This is a genomic window from Pseudomonas edaphica (genome assembly GCF_965277385.1).
GTDB lineage: Bacteria > Pseudomonadota > Gammaproteobacteria > Pseudomonadales > Pseudomonadaceae > Aquipseudomonas > Aquipseudomonas edaphica.
This window is the reverse complement of record NZ_OZ255725.1, coordinates 3,539,990-3,557,605: the sequence shown is the minus strand read 5'-3', so window position 1 is coordinate 3,557,605 and position 17,616 is coordinate 3,539,990. Positions and strand designations below refer to the sequence as shown.

17 protein-coding genes are annotated in these 17,616 nt (G+C 59.6%); 7 read left to right on the top strand and 10 right to left on the bottom strand.

Annotated features, from left to right (window positions below; genetic code table 11):
• Window positions 1–88 precede the first annotated feature (88 nt).
• From ssuB to ACQY47_RS15995, 7 genes are all read right to left on the bottom strand, one after another.
• On the bottom strand, window positions 89–895 hold the full coding sequence (gene ssuB / locus ACQY47_RS16025; RefSeq protein ID WP_017139537.1) for an aliphatic sulfonates ABC transporter ATP-binding protein: 807 nt from the start codon (window positions 893–895) through the stop codon (window positions 89–91).
• Window positions 892–1,680 (bottom strand): aliphatic sulfonate ABC transporter permease SsuC, encoded by a 789-nt coding sequence (ssuC, locus tag ACQY47_RS16020; RefSeq protein ID WP_017139538.1) that lies wholly within the window; start codon window positions 1,678–1,680, stop codon window positions 892–894. The genes ssuB and ssuC overlap by 4 nt, the downstream gene beginning before the upstream one ends.
• A gap of 9 nt (window positions 1,681–1,689) precedes the next feature.
• Entirely contained in the window at window positions 1,690–2,838 is a 1,149-nt protein-coding gene (ssuD, locus tag ACQY47_RS16015; RefSeq protein WP_056860736.1) for an FMNH2-dependent alkanesulfonate monooxygenase, read from the bottom strand.
• A gap of 25 nt (window positions 2,839–2,863) precedes the next feature.
• The gene (locus ACQY47_RS16010) at window positions 2,864–3,832 is read right to left on the bottom strand and encodes a sulfonate ABC transporter substrate-binding protein (protein ID WP_428550183.1); all 969 of its coding nucleotides are present in this window, start codon (window positions 3,830–3,832) and stop codon (window positions 2,864–2,866) included.
• A 94-nt stretch (window positions 3,833–3,926) separates the two neighbouring features.
• On the bottom strand, window positions 3,927–4,520 hold the full coding sequence (gene ssuE, locus ACQY47_RS16005) for an NADPH-dependent FMN reductase (protein WP_056860738.1): 594 nt from the start codon (window positions 4,518–4,520) through the stop codon (window positions 3,927–3,929).
• Window positions 4,521–4,836: 316 nt separating this feature from the next.
• Window positions 4,837–5,475, bottom strand: coding sequence for a peroxiredoxin (locus ACQY47_RS16000; protein WP_099550302.1), 639 nt, complete (start codon window positions 5,473–5,475; stop codon window positions 4,837–4,839).
• Between the two features lie 274 nt (window positions 5,476–5,749).
• Window positions 5,750–7,093 (bottom strand): OprD family porin, encoded by a 1,344-nt coding sequence (locus tag ACQY47_RS15995; RefSeq protein ID WP_200430494.1) that lies wholly within the window; start codon window positions 7,091–7,093, stop codon window positions 5,750–5,752.
• A gap of 369 nt (window positions 7,094–7,462) precedes the next feature.
• On the opposite strand from ACQY47_RS15995, the gene tauA reads away from it, so the two are divergent.
• Complete coding sequence (gene tauA, locus ACQY47_RS15990; RefSeq protein ID WP_428550178.1) at window positions 7,463–8,449, top strand: taurine ABC transporter substrate-binding protein; 987 nt, start codon at window positions 7,463–7,465, stop codon at window positions 8,447–8,449.
• Between the two features lie 119 nt (window positions 8,450–8,568).
• Here the strand turns inward: tauA and argA are convergent, their stop codons facing one another.
• Window positions 8,569–9,867 (bottom strand): amino-acid N-acetyltransferase, encoded by a 1,299-nt coding sequence (gene argA / locus ACQY47_RS15985; RefSeq protein WP_017139545.1) that lies wholly within the window; start codon window positions 9,865–9,867, stop codon window positions 8,569–8,571.
• Window positions 9,868–10,002: 135 nt separating this feature from the next.
• On the bottom strand, window positions 10,003–11,151 hold the full coding sequence (argE, locus tag ACQY47_RS15980; protein ID WP_065931829.1) for an acetylornithine deacetylase: 1,149 nt from the start codon (window positions 11,149–11,151) through the stop codon (window positions 10,003–10,005).
• A 158-nt stretch (window positions 11,152–11,309) separates the two neighbouring features.
• On the opposite strand from argE, the gene ACQY47_RS15975 reads away from it, so the two are divergent.
• Window positions 11,310–12,677 carry an inorganic triphosphatase gene (locus ACQY47_RS15975; RefSeq protein ID WP_138453563.1) on the top strand — a complete coding sequence of 456 codons (1,368 nt, stop codon included), beginning with the start codon at window positions 11,310–11,312 and terminating at the stop codon, window positions 12,675–12,677.
• 310 nt (window positions 12,678–12,987) lie between these two features.
• On the opposite strand, the gene ACQY47_RS15970 is transcribed toward ACQY47_RS15975, so the two are convergent.
• Window positions 12,988–13,458, bottom strand: coding sequence for an Lrp/AsnC family transcriptional regulator (locus ACQY47_RS15970; protein ID WP_003195279.1), 471 nt, complete (start codon window positions 13,456–13,458; stop codon window positions 12,988–12,990).
• Between the two features lie 127 nt (window positions 13,459–13,585).
• On the opposite strand from ACQY47_RS15970, the gene ACQY47_RS15965 reads away from it, so the two are divergent.
• The 5 genes from ACQY47_RS15965 (at window position 13,586) to ACQY47_RS15945 (ending at window position 17,540) form a co-directional block, all read left to right on the top strand.
• Entirely contained in the window at window positions 13,586–13,924 is a 339-nt protein-coding gene (locus ACQY47_RS15965) for a hypothetical protein (RefSeq protein WP_017135282.1), read from the top strand.
• 82 nt (window positions 13,925–14,006) lie between these two features.
• Window positions 14,007–15,701 (top strand): GspE/PulE family protein, encoded by a 1,695-nt coding sequence (locus ACQY47_RS15960; protein WP_177033791.1) that lies wholly within the window; start codon window positions 14,007–14,009, stop codon window positions 15,699–15,701.
• A gap of 77 nt (window positions 15,702–15,778) precedes the next feature.
• Complete coding sequence (locus tag ACQY47_RS15955) at window positions 15,779–16,699, top strand: SPFH domain-containing protein (RefSeq protein ID WP_428550171.1); 921 nt, start codon at window positions 15,779–15,781, stop codon at window positions 16,697–16,699.
• Between the two features lie 10 nt (window positions 16,700–16,709).
• Window positions 16,710–17,156: an NfeD family protein gene (locus ACQY47_RS15950; RefSeq protein ID WP_017135279.1), complete on the top strand. Its 447-nt coding sequence runs from the start codon at window positions 16,710–16,712 to the stop codon at window positions 17,154–17,156.
• Window positions 17,157–17,225: 69 nt separating this feature from the next.
• Window positions 17,226–17,540, top strand: coding sequence for a DUF2388 domain-containing protein (locus ACQY47_RS15945; protein ID WP_017135278.1), 315 nt, complete (start codon window positions 17,226–17,228; stop codon window positions 17,538–17,540).
• Window positions 17,541–17,616: the final 76 nt, after the last annotated feature.

Genomic DNA, 17,616 nt, shown 5'->3' with positions numbered 1-17,616 from the left:
GAAATAGCTGCAAGTTGTTAGCGACAAGCCGCAAGTAAAAGCGCAGTGCTTTCTCTTGAAGCTTCTAGCTTGAAGCTTGCAGCTGCTTTTATTGAGCCCAACGCAATTGCGTAGGCAGCGGTGAAACAGGTTCAGGTTCCGGCGGTGAGCCTGGCAGCGACAGCACCCGGTTAAGCACTTCAGCTTCCAGCGCGGCCAGGCGATGTGAGCCACGGGCACGCGGGCGCGGCAGGTCGACGATCAGGTCGAGGCCGATTTCGCCGTCTTCAATCAGAATCACGCGGTCAGCAATCGCCACGGCTTCGCTGACATCATGGGTGACCAGCAACACGGTGAAGCCGTGCTTCTGCCAAAGATTTTCGATCAGTTGCTGCATCTCGATGCGGGTCAGGGCGTCCAGCGCCCCCAACGGCTCATCGAGCAGCAACAGGCGCGGCTGGTGAATCAACGCGCGAGCCAAAGCCACGCGTTGCTTCTGGCCACCGGACAAGGCCGCCGGCCACTCATTGGCGCGCTCGGCCAAACCCACTGCCTCCAACGCTTCCAATGCCTTGGGACGCCAGTTGCCTTTAAGGCCCAGGCCCACGTTGTCGATGATTTTTTTCCACGGCAGCAAACGCGCTTCCTGGAACATCAACCGCGTGTCTTCAATCGCCTCGCTCAACGGCGCGGAGCCGGCCAACAGCTCGCCGCCACTGGCTTTATCCAGGCCTGCGAGCAGACGCAGCAAGGTACTTTTGCCGCAGCCGCTGCGGCCGACCACGGCCACGAACTGGCCCGCCGGAATGTGCAGATCAATCTCTTTGAGTACTTCCCGCGCACCAAAGGCCTTGCGCAATTTGCGCACCGCCAGCGGGATGCCCTTGAGCAGGCGCGGAGGTTGTTGAGCGGTCATGCCGCACCTCCTTTATTTACTTGGTAAGCCGGATGCCAGCGCAGCCACACACGTTCCAGGCCACGCGCCGCGAGGTCGGCGAGTTTGCCGAGGATGGCGTAGAGCACAATCGCCAGTACCACCACGTCGGTTTGCAGGAATTCGCGGGCGTTCATCGCCAGGTAACCGATGCCGGAACTGGCCGAGATGGTTTCCGCCACGATCAGCGTCAGCCACATAAAGCCCAGGGCGAAGCGCACGCCCACCAGAATCGAAGGCAACGCGCCCGGCAGGATCACTTGCCAGAACAGGCTGAAACCGGACAAACCGTAGCTGCGCGACATTTCCACCAGCGCCGGGTCGACGTTGCGGATGCCGTGGTAGGTATTCAGGTAAATCGGGAACAGCGTGCCGAGGGCGACCAGGAAAATCTTCGCGGTCTCGTCAATGCCGAACCACAAAATCACCAGCGGAATCAACGCCAGGTGCGGCACGTTGCGGATCATCTGCACCGAGCTGTCCAGCAGGCGCTCGCCCCACTTCGACAGGCCGGTGATAAAGCCCAGGGCCAGGCCGATGCTGCCACCGATCACAAAGCCCAGCCCGGCACGCCAGCCGCTGATGGCCAGGTGCGTCCAGATTTCGCCGCTGCGTACCAGGTTGACGCCCGCTTCGATTACCGCGCTGGGTGCCGGCAAAATCCGTGTGGACAACCAGCCAGCGGATACCGACAACTGCCACACCGCCAGCAGTAAAATTGGCAGCACCCAGGGCGCAACACGATGACTTAATTTTTCAAAATCCATAATGGCGCCTCAGCTCTGCGACGCAGCTTTGGGAAGGATGTCGTTGGCGACCATTTCGCCGAACGGGCTGACGTAACCGGCGCTTTTCGGCTGCTCGGGACGCTCGATATCCAGGTGCGGGAACAACAGCTCGGCAACCCGATACGACTCTTCCAGGTGTGGGTAACCGGAGAAGATAAAGGTGTCGATGCCCAGCGCGGCGTATTCCTTGACCCGCGCCGCAACCGTTGGGCCATCACCCACCAGTGCAGTGCCCGCACCGCCACGCACCAGGCCGACACCGGCCCACAGGTTGGGGCTGACTTCGAGGTTGTCGCGGTTACCGCCGTGCAAGGCGGCCATGCGCTGCTGACCAACGGAATCGAAACGCGCCAGGGACGCCTGGGCGCGGGCGATGGTTTCGTCATCCAGGTGGGAAATCAGTTTGTCGGCAGCTTTCCACGCTTCATCGTTGGTTTCGCGCACGATGACATGCAGTCGAATACCGAAGCGCACGGTGCGCCCAAGTTTTGCTGCCTTGGCCCGCACCTGTTCGATTTTTTCCGCGACGGCGGCCGGTGGCTCGCCCCAGGTCAACACCATTTCCACCTGTTCGGCTGCCAGGTCCTGGGCGGCTTCAGAGGAGCCGCCGAAGTACAGCGGCGGACGTGGCTGCTGGATCGGCGGGTAAAGCAATTTGGCGCCTTTGACACTGATGTGTTCGCCGTCGTAATCCACGGTTTCGCCTTCCAGCACGCGGCGCCAGATGCGGGTGAACTCCACCGAGGCCTGGTAGCGTTCTTCATGGCTGAGGAACAAGCCATCGCCAGCCAGCTCTTCCGGATCACCGCCGGTGACCAGGTTGAACAAAGCGCGCCCGCCGGACAACCGGTCCAGGGTCGCGGCCTGACGCGCCGCCACCGTCGGGGAGATGATGCCGGGGCGCAGCGCGACAAGGAATTTCAGTCGCTGGGTTACCGGGATCAGCGAGGCGGCGACCAGCCACGAGTCTTCACAGGAGCGGCCGGTAGGAATCAGCACCCCGCCGAACCCCAGGCGGTCAGCCGCCTGGGCCACTTGCTGCAGATAACCGTGATCGACGGCGCGGGCGCCTTCGGCGGTGCCAAGGTAATGGCCGTCGCCGTGGGTAGGCAGGAACCAGAAAATATTGAGGCTCATGGAGTTGTCTCCTGAAGAAGTCGGATTACGGCGCTGTGGCGACGGCGGCGGATGGAGTCCAGATCACGTCTTTGATGCTCAAGGGTTTGGGGATCAATTTGAGCTGGTAGAAGGTGTCGGCGATTTTTTGCTGGGCGGCGACCACTTCCGGGGTCAGGAACAGCGCACCGTAGCCTTGGCGCTTAACCGAGGTCAGGGTGATGTCCGCCGGCAAGCCGAGCAGCGGTGCGACTTGTTCGGTTACTTCTTGAGGGTTGGCCTTGGACCACTCGCCCACGGCGCGCACTTCTTCCACCAGCGCCTTGATCACGTCCGGGTGCTGCGTGGCGTAGGGCTTGGTGGCCAGGTAGAACTGATGGTTGTCGGCAATGCCGGTGCCGTCACGCAGGGTGCGGGCTTGCAGCTGTTTCTCGGCGGCGGCCTGGTACGGGTCCCAGATCACCCAGGCGTCGACGCTGCCACGTTCGAACGCGGCGCGGGCATCGGCGGGCGGCAGGAAGATGGTTTGCACGTCGGTGTATTTGAGGCCGGCATCTTCCAGGGCACGTACCAACAGGTAGTGCACGTTGGAGCCTTTGTTGAGCACGATTTTCTTGCCCTTGAGCTCGGCCACCGATTTGATCGTCGAATCCTTGGGCACCAGGATCGCTTCACTGGTCGGCGCGGGTGGCTCATAGGCGACGTAGAGCAAATCTGCACCGGCCGCCTGGGCGAACACGGGCGGCGTTTCGCCGGTGACACCAAAGTCGATCGCGCCGACGTTCAGGCCTTCGAGCAACTGCGGGCCACCGGGGAACTCGTTCCATTGCACTTGCACGCCCTGGGCGGCCAGGCGCTTTTCCAGCGAGCCCTTGGCTTTGAGCAGCACCAGCGTGCCGTATTTCTGATAGCCGATCCGCAGGGTCTCGGCGGCCTGGGCTTGAACAATGGCGCCGAAGGACACAGCCGCAGCAAACAGTGCGACCAGACCACGACGCAAGATGACAGTGCGCATGGCGCTCTCTCCAAATAATGCGATGAGGGGGTTGGCTGCACCTGCTTGGCCGTTGGCGGCTGAGTAAGGTGAGTACTACAAATTTCGGTACGGCTTAAATGCTCCAGCGAGCACTCAACAAACGTTCATTCAACACATTGGGATCCAGCGGTTTGGGGCGACGGGCCATGGCGCCATACAACGTCTCGAGGGCCTCGTGCAGTCGCTGCTCAAGCACCGGCACCAGTTGCGCCTGGGCGCTGCCTTCGGCGTAAGCGATTTGGCTGTCTTCGGCAAAGATGCCGTGGAGCAGTTCCTGGGCCTTGAGGGCCGAGAGCACCGGCTTCAAGGCGTAGTCCACCGCCAGCATGTGGGCGATGCTGCCGCCGGTGGCCATTGGCAACACGATCTTGTGGGCCAGGGCGCGCTCGGGCAGCAGGTCGAGTACGGTTTTCAGCGCGCCGGAAAACGAGGCCTTGTACACCGGCGTGGCGATGACCAGGCCGTCGGCATTGGCGATTTGCTGCAACAGGTCGATGACTTTGGGGCTGTCGAAGCGGGCGTGCAGCAAGTCTTCGGCGGGGAAGTCCCGTATCTGATAACTCACCACTTCCACGCCTTTGTCTTGCAGCCACTGACGGGTTTTTTCCAGCAAGACCCCGGAGCGCGAACGCTGGCTGGGGCTGCCTCCAAGTGTTACGACCAGCATGCAGGTATTCCTTGGGCAAGTGTCGGCGGTTCGCTGGGTGGCGATGTCGCCAAGATGGAACAGACCCTATCAGCATATTTATATATCTTAAAATCTTATTTTTTCATTTGTTTATTCTATAAATGCATATACCTTCAATTAATCTCAAGCCGAAAAAAAAGGCCGTCGAAACGGCCTGAAAACCCCTGCTATGTGATTCGGTTTCAACTCAGGTTTTGTGGCGCATGCATCGACGCCATCGCGGGCAAGCCCGGCTCCCACAGGGGAATGCGGTCAACTGTGGGAGCCGGGCTTGCCCGCGATGGCGATTTCAGCTTCAGCGATTAGGCTGCGGGGTGAGCCGCAAGTACGGCTTCACCGCACGGTAGCCCTTTGGAAAGCGCTGCTTGATCTCTTCCTCGTCCTTGAGCGACGGCACGATCACCACTTCATCGCCGTCCTGCCAGTTGGCGGGCGTGGCGACCTTGTGGTTGTCGGTCAGCTGCAACGAGTCGATGACCCGCAGGATTTCGTGGAAGTTACGGCCGGTGCTGGCCGGGTAAGTGATGGTCAGGCGAATCTTCTTGTTCGGGTCGATCACGAACAAGGAACGCACGGTGAGCGTGTCACTGGCATTCGGGTGGATCAGGTCGTAGAGGTCCGACACCTTGCGATCGGCATCGGCCAGGATCGGGAAGTTGACGACGGTGTTCTGGGTTTCGTTGATGTCTTCTATCCACTTGTGGTGCGAGTCCACCGGGTCGACCGACAGGGCAATGGCCTTGACGCCACGCTTGGCAAATTCGTCTTTGAGCTTGGCGGTAAAGCCCAGCTCCGTGGTGCACACCGGAGTGAAGTCGGCCGGATGGGAAAACAACACGCCCCAGCTATCGCCCAACCATTCGTGGAAACGAATCTTGCCGGCGCTGGAATCCTGTTCAAAGTCGGGGGCGATGTCGCCCAATCGTAGGCTCATGGTGTGGCTCCTGATGAGTGCTTATGGAGCCCACTGTGCATGGGTTAGGAATTATTTAAAAAGAATAAATATCGATTTATTTAGACGATAAATGAATATTAAAAATCTGTTCATTGGACTTGGGAACGGGCGAGGATCAACATCGGTTTCAAGGTTCGAGAAGGCCTTGAGACGCTGTACAAAGAGGGGATTCAGGAAGGGCTTGCGGGGGTTGAGCCCGACTTGAACAGTAAGTCACCTTGCCCGGCGTTGCGCCGGGCAAGGTTTTACGCTCTTACAACAGCGGGATCGAGTAGCTGACGATCAGGCGGTTTTCGTCTTGCGCGCGAGTCGCGGGCAGGTCGGTACGCCACATAGCGTTTTTCCAGGCTACGCCGAGGTTTTTCAGCGGGCCTTGTGGCACAACGTAGGCCAGAGTCAGGTCACGTTCCCACTCGTTTTTGCTACCGACCGACGTGTCGATGTTGCTGCCTTTGAGGTACACAACACCCGCGGTCAGGCCTGGCAGGCCAACCTTGGCGAAGTCATACGCGTAGCGAGCTTGCCAGGTACGTTCGCCAGCACGGGCAAACTTCTGGATCTGCATGTCGGTGGTGGTGCTGTTCGAAGAGCCGTCACCTTGGTTCAGCCAAGGGAAGTCACTGTCGCCTTTGGTGTACTGGTAGCCGGCGCCGAAGGTGTGACCTTCAACCGAGTACAATGCCAAGTAGCTGTACAGGTCGTTGTCGACCTTGCCCTTGGTGACCTTGTTGCCGTAGTAACCGGTGGTGTAGTAGCCAGCGGTGTCACCGTTAGCGCCATTGTCGCGGCTACGGTAGTAGCGCAGGTCGCTTTTCAGCACGCCCGGGCCGATAGCCCAGTTGTGTACCAGGCCCAGGAAGTTCTGCGAGTAGAAGTCTTTCAGCTCACCGAAGTAGTACGACGCAGTCAGGTCTTTGGTGATCTTGTAGTCAGCACCGGCGTAGTAGAACTTGTTGACGAAGTTACCTGCGTCATAGTTCGAGCTGCCGTTGGCACCGGCCAGGGACAGACCTTCGTTGTTGCTGGAGTTACGGCCCTTGGCGTGCTCGATCTGACCAGCAGTCAGGGTCAGGTCCTTGATCTCGTTCGACGTGATCTGGCCGCCCTGGAAGGTTTGTGGCAACAGACGACCGTCGTTGGTCTTGATGACCGGGTTGTTCGGTTGCAGGGTGCCGATTTTCAGTTCGGTCTGGGAGATCTTGACCTTGCCGGTCAAGCCCAGGCTGGCGTAGTCACGCACAGCTTTGTTGCCGTCGCTTGGGAACACGGTACCGCCGGAAGCGCTGCCGGTGTAGTTACCGTGATCGGCGCGGCTGGAATCGAGGCGCATGCCGTACAGGCCAATGGCATCAACACCAAATTGAACGGTGCCTTGGGTGTAACCCGAGATGAAACGCAGGTCGAAACCTTGGCCCCATTCAGCGTTTTTGCTCTGGCTGTTGGACTTAGGGCTGCTGGCACCATCACGGTTATCCGTGTTGATGTAGAAGTTACGCAGACCCAGGGTAGCCTTGCTGTCTTCGATGAAACCGGCGGAGTGTGCCTGTTGTGCAATTGCAGCCACAGCCACGGCCAACGCCAATGTTGACTTCTTCATGTACCGCTCCTCTCATTTCTAATTTTTGTATTTCTAAGGTCCCGGGTCTGACGCCCTGGATCCACAGATGCGCGATTAGCGCCGGATAGTGACCGACAAGTCAATCGTAACTTTGTATGTCTACTACCTTCGTCTAACCGCAGTTAATTTGGTCCCTGCAGGGTAATGAGTTTTTCATACACCCAAAAAGAATTGTTTCATTCTTTTTCATACGATTCAGGAATAAGCCTCAGCAGGCAGCGAACCGATCAGCATAGATCAACCGCTCCATAAGCTAATTCCTAAAGGGTATTTACCAGCTTTTTTTAGATCGATTAGTGTGACCGTACTGTTGCATACGTCACCCACGATCAAAAAGGCGACGCCATCATGGCCAAACGCACATCCTCCCGTCAATTTGTTACAGTTTTTGTGTCACTAATTCTTTCTTTTGGTGTCAAAGCCGCCGATTTGACCATCGGCTACCAAACCGGCATCGACCCAAGCAAAGTCCCCCAGGCTGACGGCCTCTATGAAAAGGCCATCGGCGAGAAAATCGCCTGGCGCCGTTTCAACAGCGGCCCCGAAGTGGTCACCGCGATCGCCTCCGGCGATGTGCAGATCGGCAATCTTGGTTCCAGCCCCCTTGCAGCAGCGGCTTCACGCAATCTACCGATCGTGGCGTTTATCGTATCGGCGCAGATCAATACTTCTGAAGCTCTGGTGGTACGCAATGGCAGCGGTATCGACAAACCCGCAGACCTGGTGGGTAAAACCATCGCCACCCCTTTCGTCTCGACCTCCCATTACAGCCTGCTCGGGGCGCTGAAGCACTGGGGCCTGGACACGCAAAAAGTCAAAGTGGTGAACCTGCAACCGGCAGAAATTGCTGCCGCGTGGAAACGTGGCGATATCGACGGCGCATTCGTGTGGTCACCAGCGCTGGGGGAAATCCGCAAGACCGGCAAAACCCTGACAGACGCAGCCCAGGTAGGTCAGTGGGGCGCGCCAACGTTCGAAGTGTGGGTGGCGCGCAAAGATTTCGCGCAAAAACATCCTGACGTAGTGGCCAAGTTTGCCAAGGTCACGCTGGATTCGTTTGCTGACTATGCCGCCCATAAAGACAGTTGGACGGTGGATTCGGAGCCCGTGCAGAAAATCGCTAAACTGACAGGTTCCAATGCTGCGGACATTCCCGAGCTGCTAGCTGGCACCACGTTCCCGGATGCCCAGGCACAGCAGACCGAGGCACTGCTTAAAGGCGGCACCGCGAAGGCGATTGGGGAGACGGCGAAGTTTTTGAAGGAACAGGGGAAGGTCGAAACGGTGCTGCCGGATTACTCGGCCTTTGTGACCGATAAATTCATCAAAGAATAAATGCAGTCCCCTGTGGGAGCTGGCTTGCCTGCGATTGCATCACCTCGGTTTACCTGACAGACCGAGGTGCCCGCATCGCAGGCAAGCCAGCTCCCACATAAGCCAGCCCTTGCTCTTAGCTAGAGCGCCTTCTCAAAAATCTTCGAATTACGCTGATAGTTGTACAGCGAGGCCCGCGCCGACGGTAGGCGGTCCACGCTGCTCGGCACAAACCCGCGCTCGCGGAACCAGTGGGCGGTGCGCGTGGTGAGGACAAACAAAGTCTTCAAACCCTGGGCCCGCGCGCGGGTCTCGATGCGCTCCAGCAATACATCACCGCGTGCGCCGTGACGGTACTCCGGGTTCACTGCCAGGCACGCCAGCTCACCGGCATCCGAATCGGCGATCTGATACAACGCCGCACAAGCGATGATCATGCCTTCGCGCTCGACCACGCTGAACTGCTCGATCTCACGCTCCAACACCTCACGCGAACGCCGCACCAGAATGCCCTGCTCTTCCAGCGGGCTGATCAGGTCGAGCAAGCCACCGACGTCTTCAATCGCCGCTTCACGCACCAGTTCGAATTGCTCCTGGGCCACCAACGTGCCGCCACCGTCGCGGGTGAACAGCTCGGTGAGCAACGCGCCGTCTTCGGCATAACTGACGATATGGCTGCGCCCTACTCCGCCACGGCAAGCCTCGGCGGCGGCATCCAGCAACTCAGCCTGATAGTTGTTACCCAGCCGCTGCAGGTGCGCCGGCACTTGTTGCGGGCGCAACTCACGCACCAGGCGACCATGCTCATCGAGCAAACCAAGGTCGGCGCCAAACAGCAGCAGCTTGTCGGCGCCCAGGTCGATGGCGGCGCGGGTGGCGACGTCTTCGCAGGCCAGGTTGAAGATCTCGCCGGTGGGCGAATAACCCAATGGCGACAGCAGCACGATGGAGCGCTCGTCCAGCAGGCGATTGATGCCTTTGCGGTCGACCCGGCGCACTTCGCCGGTGTGGTGGTAGTCCACGCCTTCGAGCACACCGATCGGCCGTGCAGTAACGAGATTGCCGCTGGCCACGCGCAAGCGCGAGCCCTGCATCGGCGACGAGGCCATGTCCATGGACAGCCGCGCCTCGATAGCAATGCGCAGATGCCCGACCGCGTCGATCACACATTCCAGGGTCGCCGCATCAGTGATGCGCAAACCTTCGTGGTAAGCCGGGGTGAGGCCGCGTGCTTCAAGGCGGGTTTCAATCTGCGGGCGCGAACCGTGCACCAGCACCAGCCGCACACCCAGGCTGTGGAGCAGCACCAGGTCGTGGACGATATTGCCGAAGTTAGGGTGATCCACGCCATCGCCGGGCAGCATGACCACAAAGGTGCAGTCGCGGTGGGCGTTGATGTAAGGCGAAGCGTGACGAAGCCAATTGACGTATTCGGGCATAAAACCTGGGCCTGTAATAAAAAGCAGCCAAAAAAGGATGAATCGTGAAAGCGCACAGCGGGCTGATGGTTATCGTCGGAACAGGCTTGGCGACACGCTCGCTCTCCTTCTATGTACGAATAGGCAGGGGTTAATTTATGCAGGTTTCAGGCAGTAATGCTCGATCAGTTCCCGCAATAGACGCACTGTAGGCGTCAAGCGTGACATTTCGAGGTACTCGCCCGGTTGGTGAGCACAGGCGATATCGCCAGGGCCGAGCACCAGGGTTTCACAACCAAGGCGCTGAAGATAAGGCGCTTCGGTGCCGAACGCTACTGCTTGCGCACGATGACCGGTCAATCGTTCCGCCACCCGCACCAGCTCGGCATCTTCGGCCTGCTCGAACGGCGGCACTTCGGGGAACAACGGTGCGTAGTCGATCTTGACTTTATGACGCTCCGCCAAGGGTTCGAGCTTCTGACGAATGGCGGCGCGCAGTACCTGCGGGTCCATCCCCGGCAACGGCCGCAGGTCGAATTCCAGCGAGCATTGGCCGCAGATGCGATTGGGGTTGTCGCCGCCGTGGATGCAACCAAAGTTCATGGTCGGTTGCGGCACGCTGAATTGCGGGTTGCGGTACTCACGCTGCCAGGCCAGGCGCAGGCCACGCAGTTCGCCAATAGCGTCGTGCATGGCTTCAAGGGCGCTATGACCCAGGCTTGGGTCCGACGAATGGCCGCTTTGGCCCAGAATATCGATGCGCTCCATCATCACGCCTTTGTGCAGGCGGATCGGCTTGAGCCCCGTCGGCTCACCAATCACCGCCGCACGGCCCAACGGGCGCCCGGCCTCGGCCAGTGCACGAGCACCGGACATTGAGCTTTCTTCATCGCAGGTGGCGAGGATCAGCAAAGGTTGCTTGAACGGCTGATCCAGCAAGGGCAGCACGGCTTCGATGGCCAGGGCAAAAAAACCCTTCATGTCGCAGCTGCCCAAGCCTACCCAGCGGCCGTCGACTTCCGTCAGTTTAAGCGGATCGGTCTTCCACAGCGCGGCGTCATACGGCACGGTATCGCTATGCCCGGCCAGCACCAGCCCGCCGGGGCCACTGCCGAAACTGGCGAGCAAGTTGAACTTGCCGGGGCTGACTTGCTGGATATCGATGGCAAAACCCAGGTCGCCCAGCCAACTGGCGAGCAGGTCGATGACCGGGCGGTTGGTCTGGTCGAGAGACGCTTGGGTGCAACTGACCGACGGCGCGGCAATCAGCGCGGCGAATTGCTCTTTCATGGACGGTAACGGCATGCGCGGCCTCTCAACTTCCCGGATGAGCCTCACTATAGAACCATCTGCACGACACAATAAACCGTTGCGGCACGTTGCCGGGCTCAGTCCTGTACACTGCACGACCTTGGCAGCCACACATTTCCCCGGCTGCGCTCCCGATCCTGGATTTTCCGGCCATGCAGAAAGAAACCGAAATCAAGCTCCGCGTCAGCCGCGAAACCCTCGCCGCGCTACGTGAGCACCCGCTACTGAAAAAACGCAACAAAAGTGGCTGGGAACGCCGTGAGTTGATGAACCAGTACTTCGACACCCCTGAACGCGACCTGGCCCAGGCCAAAGTCGCCCTGCGCCTGCGCAAGGACGGTGACGACATCATCCAGACCCTCAAGACCCGCGGCCAAAGCGTCGCCGGCTTGTCGGAACGCAATGAATACAACTGGGACCTGCCCAAAGCCAAGCTCGATGTGAAGAAACTCGACGGCGAGTGCTGGCCCGAGCAATTGGCCGAGCTGGACAAAAAGACCCTCAAGCCAATCTTCACTACCGATTTTGTGCGTGAACGCGCCGAAATCGCCTGGGGCCGTGGCAAGGCCAAGGTGGTGATCGAAGCCGCCCTGGACCTGGGCCATGTGGTGGTCGGCAAGCAGAAAGAAGAAATCTGCGAGCTGGAACTGGAACTGCGCGAAGGCGAACCGGCTGCCCTGCTGGAACTGGCCGCCGAACTGGCCGCGACCCTGGCGCTGATGCCGTGCGATATCAGCAAGGCCGAGCGCGGCTACCGCCTGTACGACGCCAGCAGCTACTCGCTGAGCCTGCCGGCCCCGCAGATCCACGCCGAGATGCCGTTGGACGATGCCTTCGCCGCAATCATGTGGCACCTGTTGGGCAGCAGCCAGCGTCTGGCTGAGCAATACCGTTTCAACGGTCATTGGCGTCTGCTGCAGGACTGGGTCGAAAACCTCGGTGAGCTGCGCGCCCTGATCGGCAGCCTCGGCCAGGCCGCGCCGCGTCAATCCACCAGCGAACTGCGCAGTGCGCTGGACGCGTTGCTGGAAGACTGGCGCCCACTGGTGCAGGCCGGTGACGACGATGAAGACATCCGCAAGGCCGCGCCGGAACAGTTTGCCGAAGAACTTGAAGACGTGCGTTGGGGCCTGTTCTCGCTGAACACCTCGCGCTGGCTGCTGGCCCGCGCCTGGACCACCGACCGCAATGTGCGTGGCAACCGCCAGGGCGCCGCGCAAATCACCAACTGGCTGCCACGCCTGCTGGCTGACGACGCCGTCGCCCTGCAACTGCCGCGCTACCAGCAGCAACCGGAAGACCTGGCCGAGCAACTGCCGCGCATCGAGCGCATCCAGGCCTGGCTGCACCACGCACGTAACGTGGTGGACATCCCGGAACTGGACCGCTTGTACGGCGAACTGAACAAGTTGGCGCTGCTGGCCAACCAGCCGATCACCGATGAATCGCTGGATGCGCGTATGCATCAGGCGATTGCGGTGTATCAGAACCGGGCCTGGAAGACCCTGCTGCGCCTGTAAGATCGCTATCGCGGGCAAGCCCGCTCCCACAGGGGAATGCATTCCAATGTGGGAGCCGGGCTTGCCCGCGATGAGCATAGGTATCTACACAACTTCTGAAGGCAGCCGATTTCTCCTGTGGCGAGCAGGCTTGTCCTGCGGTGGGCCGCGAAGCGGCCCCAGTAAAGGCACTGCAATTTTCCTGAAAGAACTCAGTGTCTGGGTTTGGGGCTGCTTCGCGGCCCAACGCAGGACAAGCCTGCTCGCCACAACAGCCCACTGGCCACTAACCGGTTGTGTAGATACCTATGCCGCGATGAGGCAGGCCTTATCAGCGCAAGACTGGCAGGCTGGTGGTGGATTTGATCTCCGATAAAGCCACGATCGAGTTCACTTCCTGAATCCCCGGCACCATCGACAGCTTCTCGAAGAAAAACCGCTCATACGCCTCGATGTCCGAGGTGACGATGCGCAGCAGAAAATCCACCGCACCCATCAGCACATAACACTCCAGCACTTCCGGAAACCCGCGAATCGCTTCGGTGAACTCGGTGAAGTTGGAACGGCCGTGGGCGTTGAGTTTGACCTCGGCAAAAATCTGCGTGTTAAGGCCGATCTTCTTGCGGTCCAGCAATGTGACCTGGCCGCGAATCACCCCTTCCTCCTTGAGCCGCTGGATACGCCGCCAGCACGGCGACTGGGACAGGCCCACCTGTTCGGCGATCTGAGCACTGGACAGCGAAGCATCCTCTTGCAGCAGCGCCAGGATACGGCGGTCGTAGGCGTCCAACTCACTGTGCATAAAAATACCTTTGAATGTGCTTATCCTGAATTGTTCTATTCAATAAATCGCAGATAGAGCCCATCTTAGATAAGAAATCTCCGCCCGCGAATGTAAAAATTTCTCCAGTCGAATTTGGAGAGTCAGCATGCACGCCGTCGAAACCACCCACACTCCCGCACGCGTCGACGCCTGGGCTGTCAACAGCGCCCATTGCCAGGCGCATTATCAGATCGTCGCCGAGGCCGAGCCGGACGTGCTGTGCCGGGTGCTCAACTATTTCGCTTTGCAGTTCCTGACCCCGCAACAAGTCAATGTGAGCCGTGAAGACGACCTGTTGAACATTGATATCGTCATGGACGGTTTGAGCTGGCACCGCGCCCAGGTGATCGGTGAAAAGATTAGAAACCTGATCAGCGTCTGCTCGCTGGAAGTGTGGCGAGCTGACTCTCTGCGGCCTGCAGCGATGACGGCGGCCAGCCTGTAAAAGCCGGCAATACTCATGGGGAGGTGGATGTTCGGAGGCAGGCTAGCCTGGGTTTACACCCGACGCCTGCCAGGAAATGCCCATGCCTACCGCCTTGCACACTCACCGCCTGGAACTGCATCAGTTGCTGCCGACGCTGCTCGAGCAAGGGCTGATAACCGCAGAGGTGGCACATTCACTGGCGACGGCGCCCGCTACCCAGCAACACCCTCTGGCATGCATCGCAGCCCACGGGCTGTGCCTGGAAACCTTGACGCAATGGCTGGCCACGCAGGTCGGGCAGCCTTATCTGCGTATCGACCCGCTCAAGATAGACGTGGCAACGGTAGTGCCATTGATGTCCCACGCCTTTGCGCAGCGCCACGGGATCCTGGCGGTGGCCGTGGATGCGCAGACCGTCACCGTCGCCAGCGCCCAGCCCCATGTCCGCGACTGGGAAGCCGGGTTGGCACAGGTGCTCAAGCGCTCGATCAAGCGCGTGGTCGCCAACCCCAAGGCTATTGAGCGCTGCATCGGCGAGTTCTACCGCTTGGCCAAATCCGTCAGCGGCGCCGATCAAAAGGCGACGGTGGCCGGCAATGTCGAACTGCTCAGCCTCGGCGCCAGCGATCAGGAGCCGGATGCCAATGACGCGCATATCGTCACTATCGTCGACTGGCTGTTGCAGTACGCCTTTGGGCAGCGGGCCAGTGATATCCATGTCGAACCCTGTCGCGACCAAGGCCGCGTGCGTTTTCGCATCGACGGGCTGCTGCACGATGTGTATCAGTTTCCGCCTCAGGTCACGATGGCGGTGGTCAGCCGCCTCAAGAGCCTGGGTCGGATGAACGTCGCGGAAAAACGCAAACCCCAGGACGGCCGGGTCAAGACCAAAAGCCCGGCGGGCATAGAGGTGGAACTGCGCCTTTCGACTTTGCCAACAGCGTTTGGTGAAAAACTGGTGATGCGGATTTTCGACCCACAGGTGCTGCTGAAAGATTTTGACCAGCTTGGTTTGTCAGATGACGACCAACAACGCTGGCACGCCATGACCGGCCAGGCCAACGGCATCATCCTCGTCACCGGGCCAACCGGCTCCGGCAAGACCAGCACCCTCTACGCCACGCTCAAGCAACTGGCAACCCGCGAGGTCAACCTGTGCACGGTAGAGGACCCGATCGAAATGATTGAACCGGCCTTCAACCAGATGCAGGTGCAACACAACATCGACCTGACCTTCGCCAGCGGCGTCCGCGCCCTGCTGCGCCAGGACCCGGACATCATCATGATCGGTGAGATCCGTGACCGGGAAACCGCAGAAATGGCGATTCAGGCCGCATTGACCGGGCATTTGGTGCTGTCGACGCTGCACACCAATGATGCGCCCAGCGCCATCAGCCGGTTGCAGGAGCTTGGCATTGCTCATTATTTGATCAAGGCTACCCTTATAGGGGTGATGGCGCAGCGTTTGGTGCGGCTTTTATGCCCTCACTGCAAACGCGCGGTGGGCGCGCCGGGCACCGCGCATGAAGCTGTCGGCTGTGCAGAATGCCGCGAAAGTGGTTATCGAGGCCGCGCCGGGCTCTACGAAATCATGCCGATGAGCGAGGCGCTCAAGGCGCTGATCACCCCAGGTGCCGACGTGCAGGCTCTACGCCGGGCCTCAGTGGAGCAAGGCATGCGCAGCCTGCGCATGGCTGGTATCGACAAAGTGAACGCCGGGCTGACCACCCTGGCAGAGGTATTACGGGTAACGCCTGGGGATTCAGAAACAAATGATTTGATTGTTCGCCCGTGAAACCGTCCTTATCCGTGACTGGGCCGTTACAATCGGCCACACGTCGCATCACTGACACCATCAGATAGGGAATCGCTATGCAGATCGGAACCGTACTGCTTCTTTTCGTGGGTTTGGCCGTTGCCATCCTGTTCATGGGCTTTAAAGTGGTGCCCCAGGGCTACCAGTGGACTGTCGAGCGTTTCGGCCGCTACACCAACACACTCAAGCCCGGCCTCAACATCATTATTCCGATCATGGACCGCATCGGTCGCAAAATAAACGTGATGGAAAGCGTGCTGGATATTCCACCGCAGGAAGTGATCACCGCCGACAACGCCACCGTGCAGATCGACGCCGTGTGCTTCTTCCAGGTGGTCAACACCGCCCAGGCCGCCTACGAGGTCAATAACCTCGAGCACGCCATCCGCAACCTGCTGCAAACCAACATCCGCACCGTGCTTGGCTCCATGGAGCTGGATGCCATGCTGAGCCAGCGTGACGGCATCAACGAAAAACTGCTGCGTACCGTGGATGAAGCCACAGCGCCGTGGGGCATCAAGATCACCCGCATCGAGATCAAGGACATCAGCCCGCCTGCCGACCTGATGGCCGCCATGTCCGGCCAGATGAAAGCCGAGCGGATCAAGCGTGCGCAGATCCTGGAAGCCGAAGGCCTGCGGGCATCGGCGATTCTGACTGCAGAAGGCAAGAAGCAGGCGCAGATCCTGGAAGCAGAAGGTGGGCGCCAAGCTGCGTTCCTGGAGTCTGAAGCCCGTGAGCGTCAGGCAGAGGCGGAAGCCCGCGCGACTCAAGTTGTCTCTGAAGCAATTGCCACCGGTAACGTGCAAGCCATCAACTACTTCGTCGCGCAAAAATACATCGATGCCCTGGGCAAACTGGCGTCGGCCAACAACAGCAAAGTCATCCTGATGCCGCTGGAAGCCAGCCAGGTAATTGGCGCCGTCGGTGGCATCGGCGAAATCGTCAAGGCAACCTTCGACAACAAGAAAGGCTGAGGCAACTGCCATGTGGGAATTCCTGCAGCATCTGTCGTTCTGGGATTGGCTGGCACTGGGCACGGTGCTGTTGATTCTTGAAGTGTTCGGCGCCGGCGGTTACCTGCTGTGGATGGGCATCGCCGCTGCCGCTGTAGGCGTGATCAAGTTCGTGGTGCCGCCGCTGGGGTTGGAATGGCAACTGCTGCTGTTCGCCGTGCTGTCGATTTTGACCGCCGTCTATTGGTGGAAACGCCAACGCAGCAGCGCCAAGGTCAGCGACCAGCCGGGGCTGAACATGCGTGGCTCGGAGCTGGTTGGCCGCACGTTTGTGGTGCACCAGGCCATCGTCGATGGCCGGGGCAAGATAAAAGTCGGTGATGGCGTGTGGATGGCCACTGGTCCGGATACCCCGATAGGCGCTCAAGTACGTGTCATTGGTCAGGACGGCGTGGTTTTACAGGTCGAAACTGTTTAGTCAGTGATGGAACTCGACTGAGCTAACTACAATCAAACTGTTCAGATAACCCAGTCGGAGTCACCCATCATGCGTTTCAAATATGCTGTCGCAACCCTCGCTGTGCTTTCCCTTCCTGTCGGTTCAGCCATGGCCGACAGCTTTTGGCGTAATGTCATTTCATCGGGCGCTACTACCGGCTCGACGTACCTGACCTTCAAGGACCACAAGCTGGTGGTCGCCGCCCAAGACGACGCAGGCAGCTTTGTTGCCAGCGACGGCGGCATCCGCGGTCCATACCTGGAAGCCGCCATGCAGAAAGTCCGCGCTGACAACCCAGGCCTCAAGGCCACCGATATGGAATTGGCCAACGCTATCCTCGCGAAAAACGCTGTGACCGAGTAAAGCGCCCATAAAAAATGCCGCTCTTTGGGAGCGGCATTTTTTTGCTCGTAACATGACGATTCATTCACGTGTGACA

Coding starts and splice junctions, on each gene's coding strand:
- ACQY47_RS16000 (WP_099550302.1), bottom strand. CDS start 5,475: ATGAGCCTACGATTGGGCGACATCGCCCCCGACTTTGAACAGGATTCC.
- ACQY47_RS15970 (WP_003195279.1), bottom strand. CDS start 13,458: ATGCACAGTGAGTTGGACGCCTACGACCGCCGTATCCTGGCGCTGCTG.
- ACQY47_RS15945 (WP_017135278.1), top strand. CDS start 17,226: ATGCGTTTCAAATATGCTGTCGCAACCCTCGCTGTGCTTTCCCTTCCT.
- argE (WP_065931829.1), bottom strand. CDS start 11,151: ATGCCGTTACCGTCCATGAAAGAGCAATTCGCCGCGCTGATTGCCGCG.
- ssuE (WP_056860738.1), bottom strand. CDS start 4,520: ATGCTGGTCGTAACACTTGGAGGCAGCCCCAGCCAGCGTTCGCGCTCC.
- ssuB (WP_017139537.1), bottom strand. CDS start 895: ATGACCGCTCAACAACCTCCGCGCCTGCTCAAGGGCATCCCGCTGGCG.
- ssuC (WP_017139538.1), bottom strand. CDS start 1,680: ATGGATTTTGAAAAATTAAGTCATCGTGTTGCGCCCTGGGTGCTGCCA.
- ACQY47_RS15950 (WP_017135279.1), top strand. CDS start 16,710: ATGTGGGAATTCCTGCAGCATCTGTCGTTCTGGGATTGGCTGGCACTG.
- ACQY47_RS15955 (WP_428550171.1), top strand. CDS start 15,779: ATGCAGATCGGAACCGTACTGCTTCTTTTCGTGGGTTTGGCCGTTGCC.
- ACQY47_RS16010 (WP_428550183.1), bottom strand. CDS start 3,832: ATGCGCACTGTCATCTTGCGTCGTGGTCTGGTCGCACTGTTTGCTGCG.
- ACQY47_RS15960 (WP_177033791.1), top strand. CDS start 14,007: ATGCCTACCGCCTTGCACACTCACCGCCTGGAACTGCATCAGTTGCTG.
- ssuD (WP_056860736.1), bottom strand. CDS start 2,838: ATGAGCCTCAATATTTTCTGGTTCCTGCCTACCCACGGCGACGGCCAT.
- ACQY47_RS15965 (WP_017135282.1), top strand. CDS start 13,586: ATGCACGCCGTCGAAACCACCCACACTCCCGCACGCGTCGACGCCTGG.
- argA (WP_017139545.1), bottom strand. CDS start 9,867: ATGCCCGAATACGTCAATTGGCTTCGTCACGCTTCGCCTTACATCAAC.
- tauA (WP_428550178.1), top strand. CDS start 7,463: ATGGCCAAACGCACATCCTCCCGTCAATTTGTTACAGTTTTTGTGTCA.
- ACQY47_RS15995 (WP_200430494.1), bottom strand. CDS start 7,093: ATGAAGAAGTCAACATTGGCGTTGGCCGTGGCTGTGGCTGCAATTGCA.
- ACQY47_RS15975 (WP_138453563.1), top strand. CDS start 11,310: ATGCAGAAAGAAACCGAAATCAAGCTCCGCGTCAGCCGCGAAACCCTC.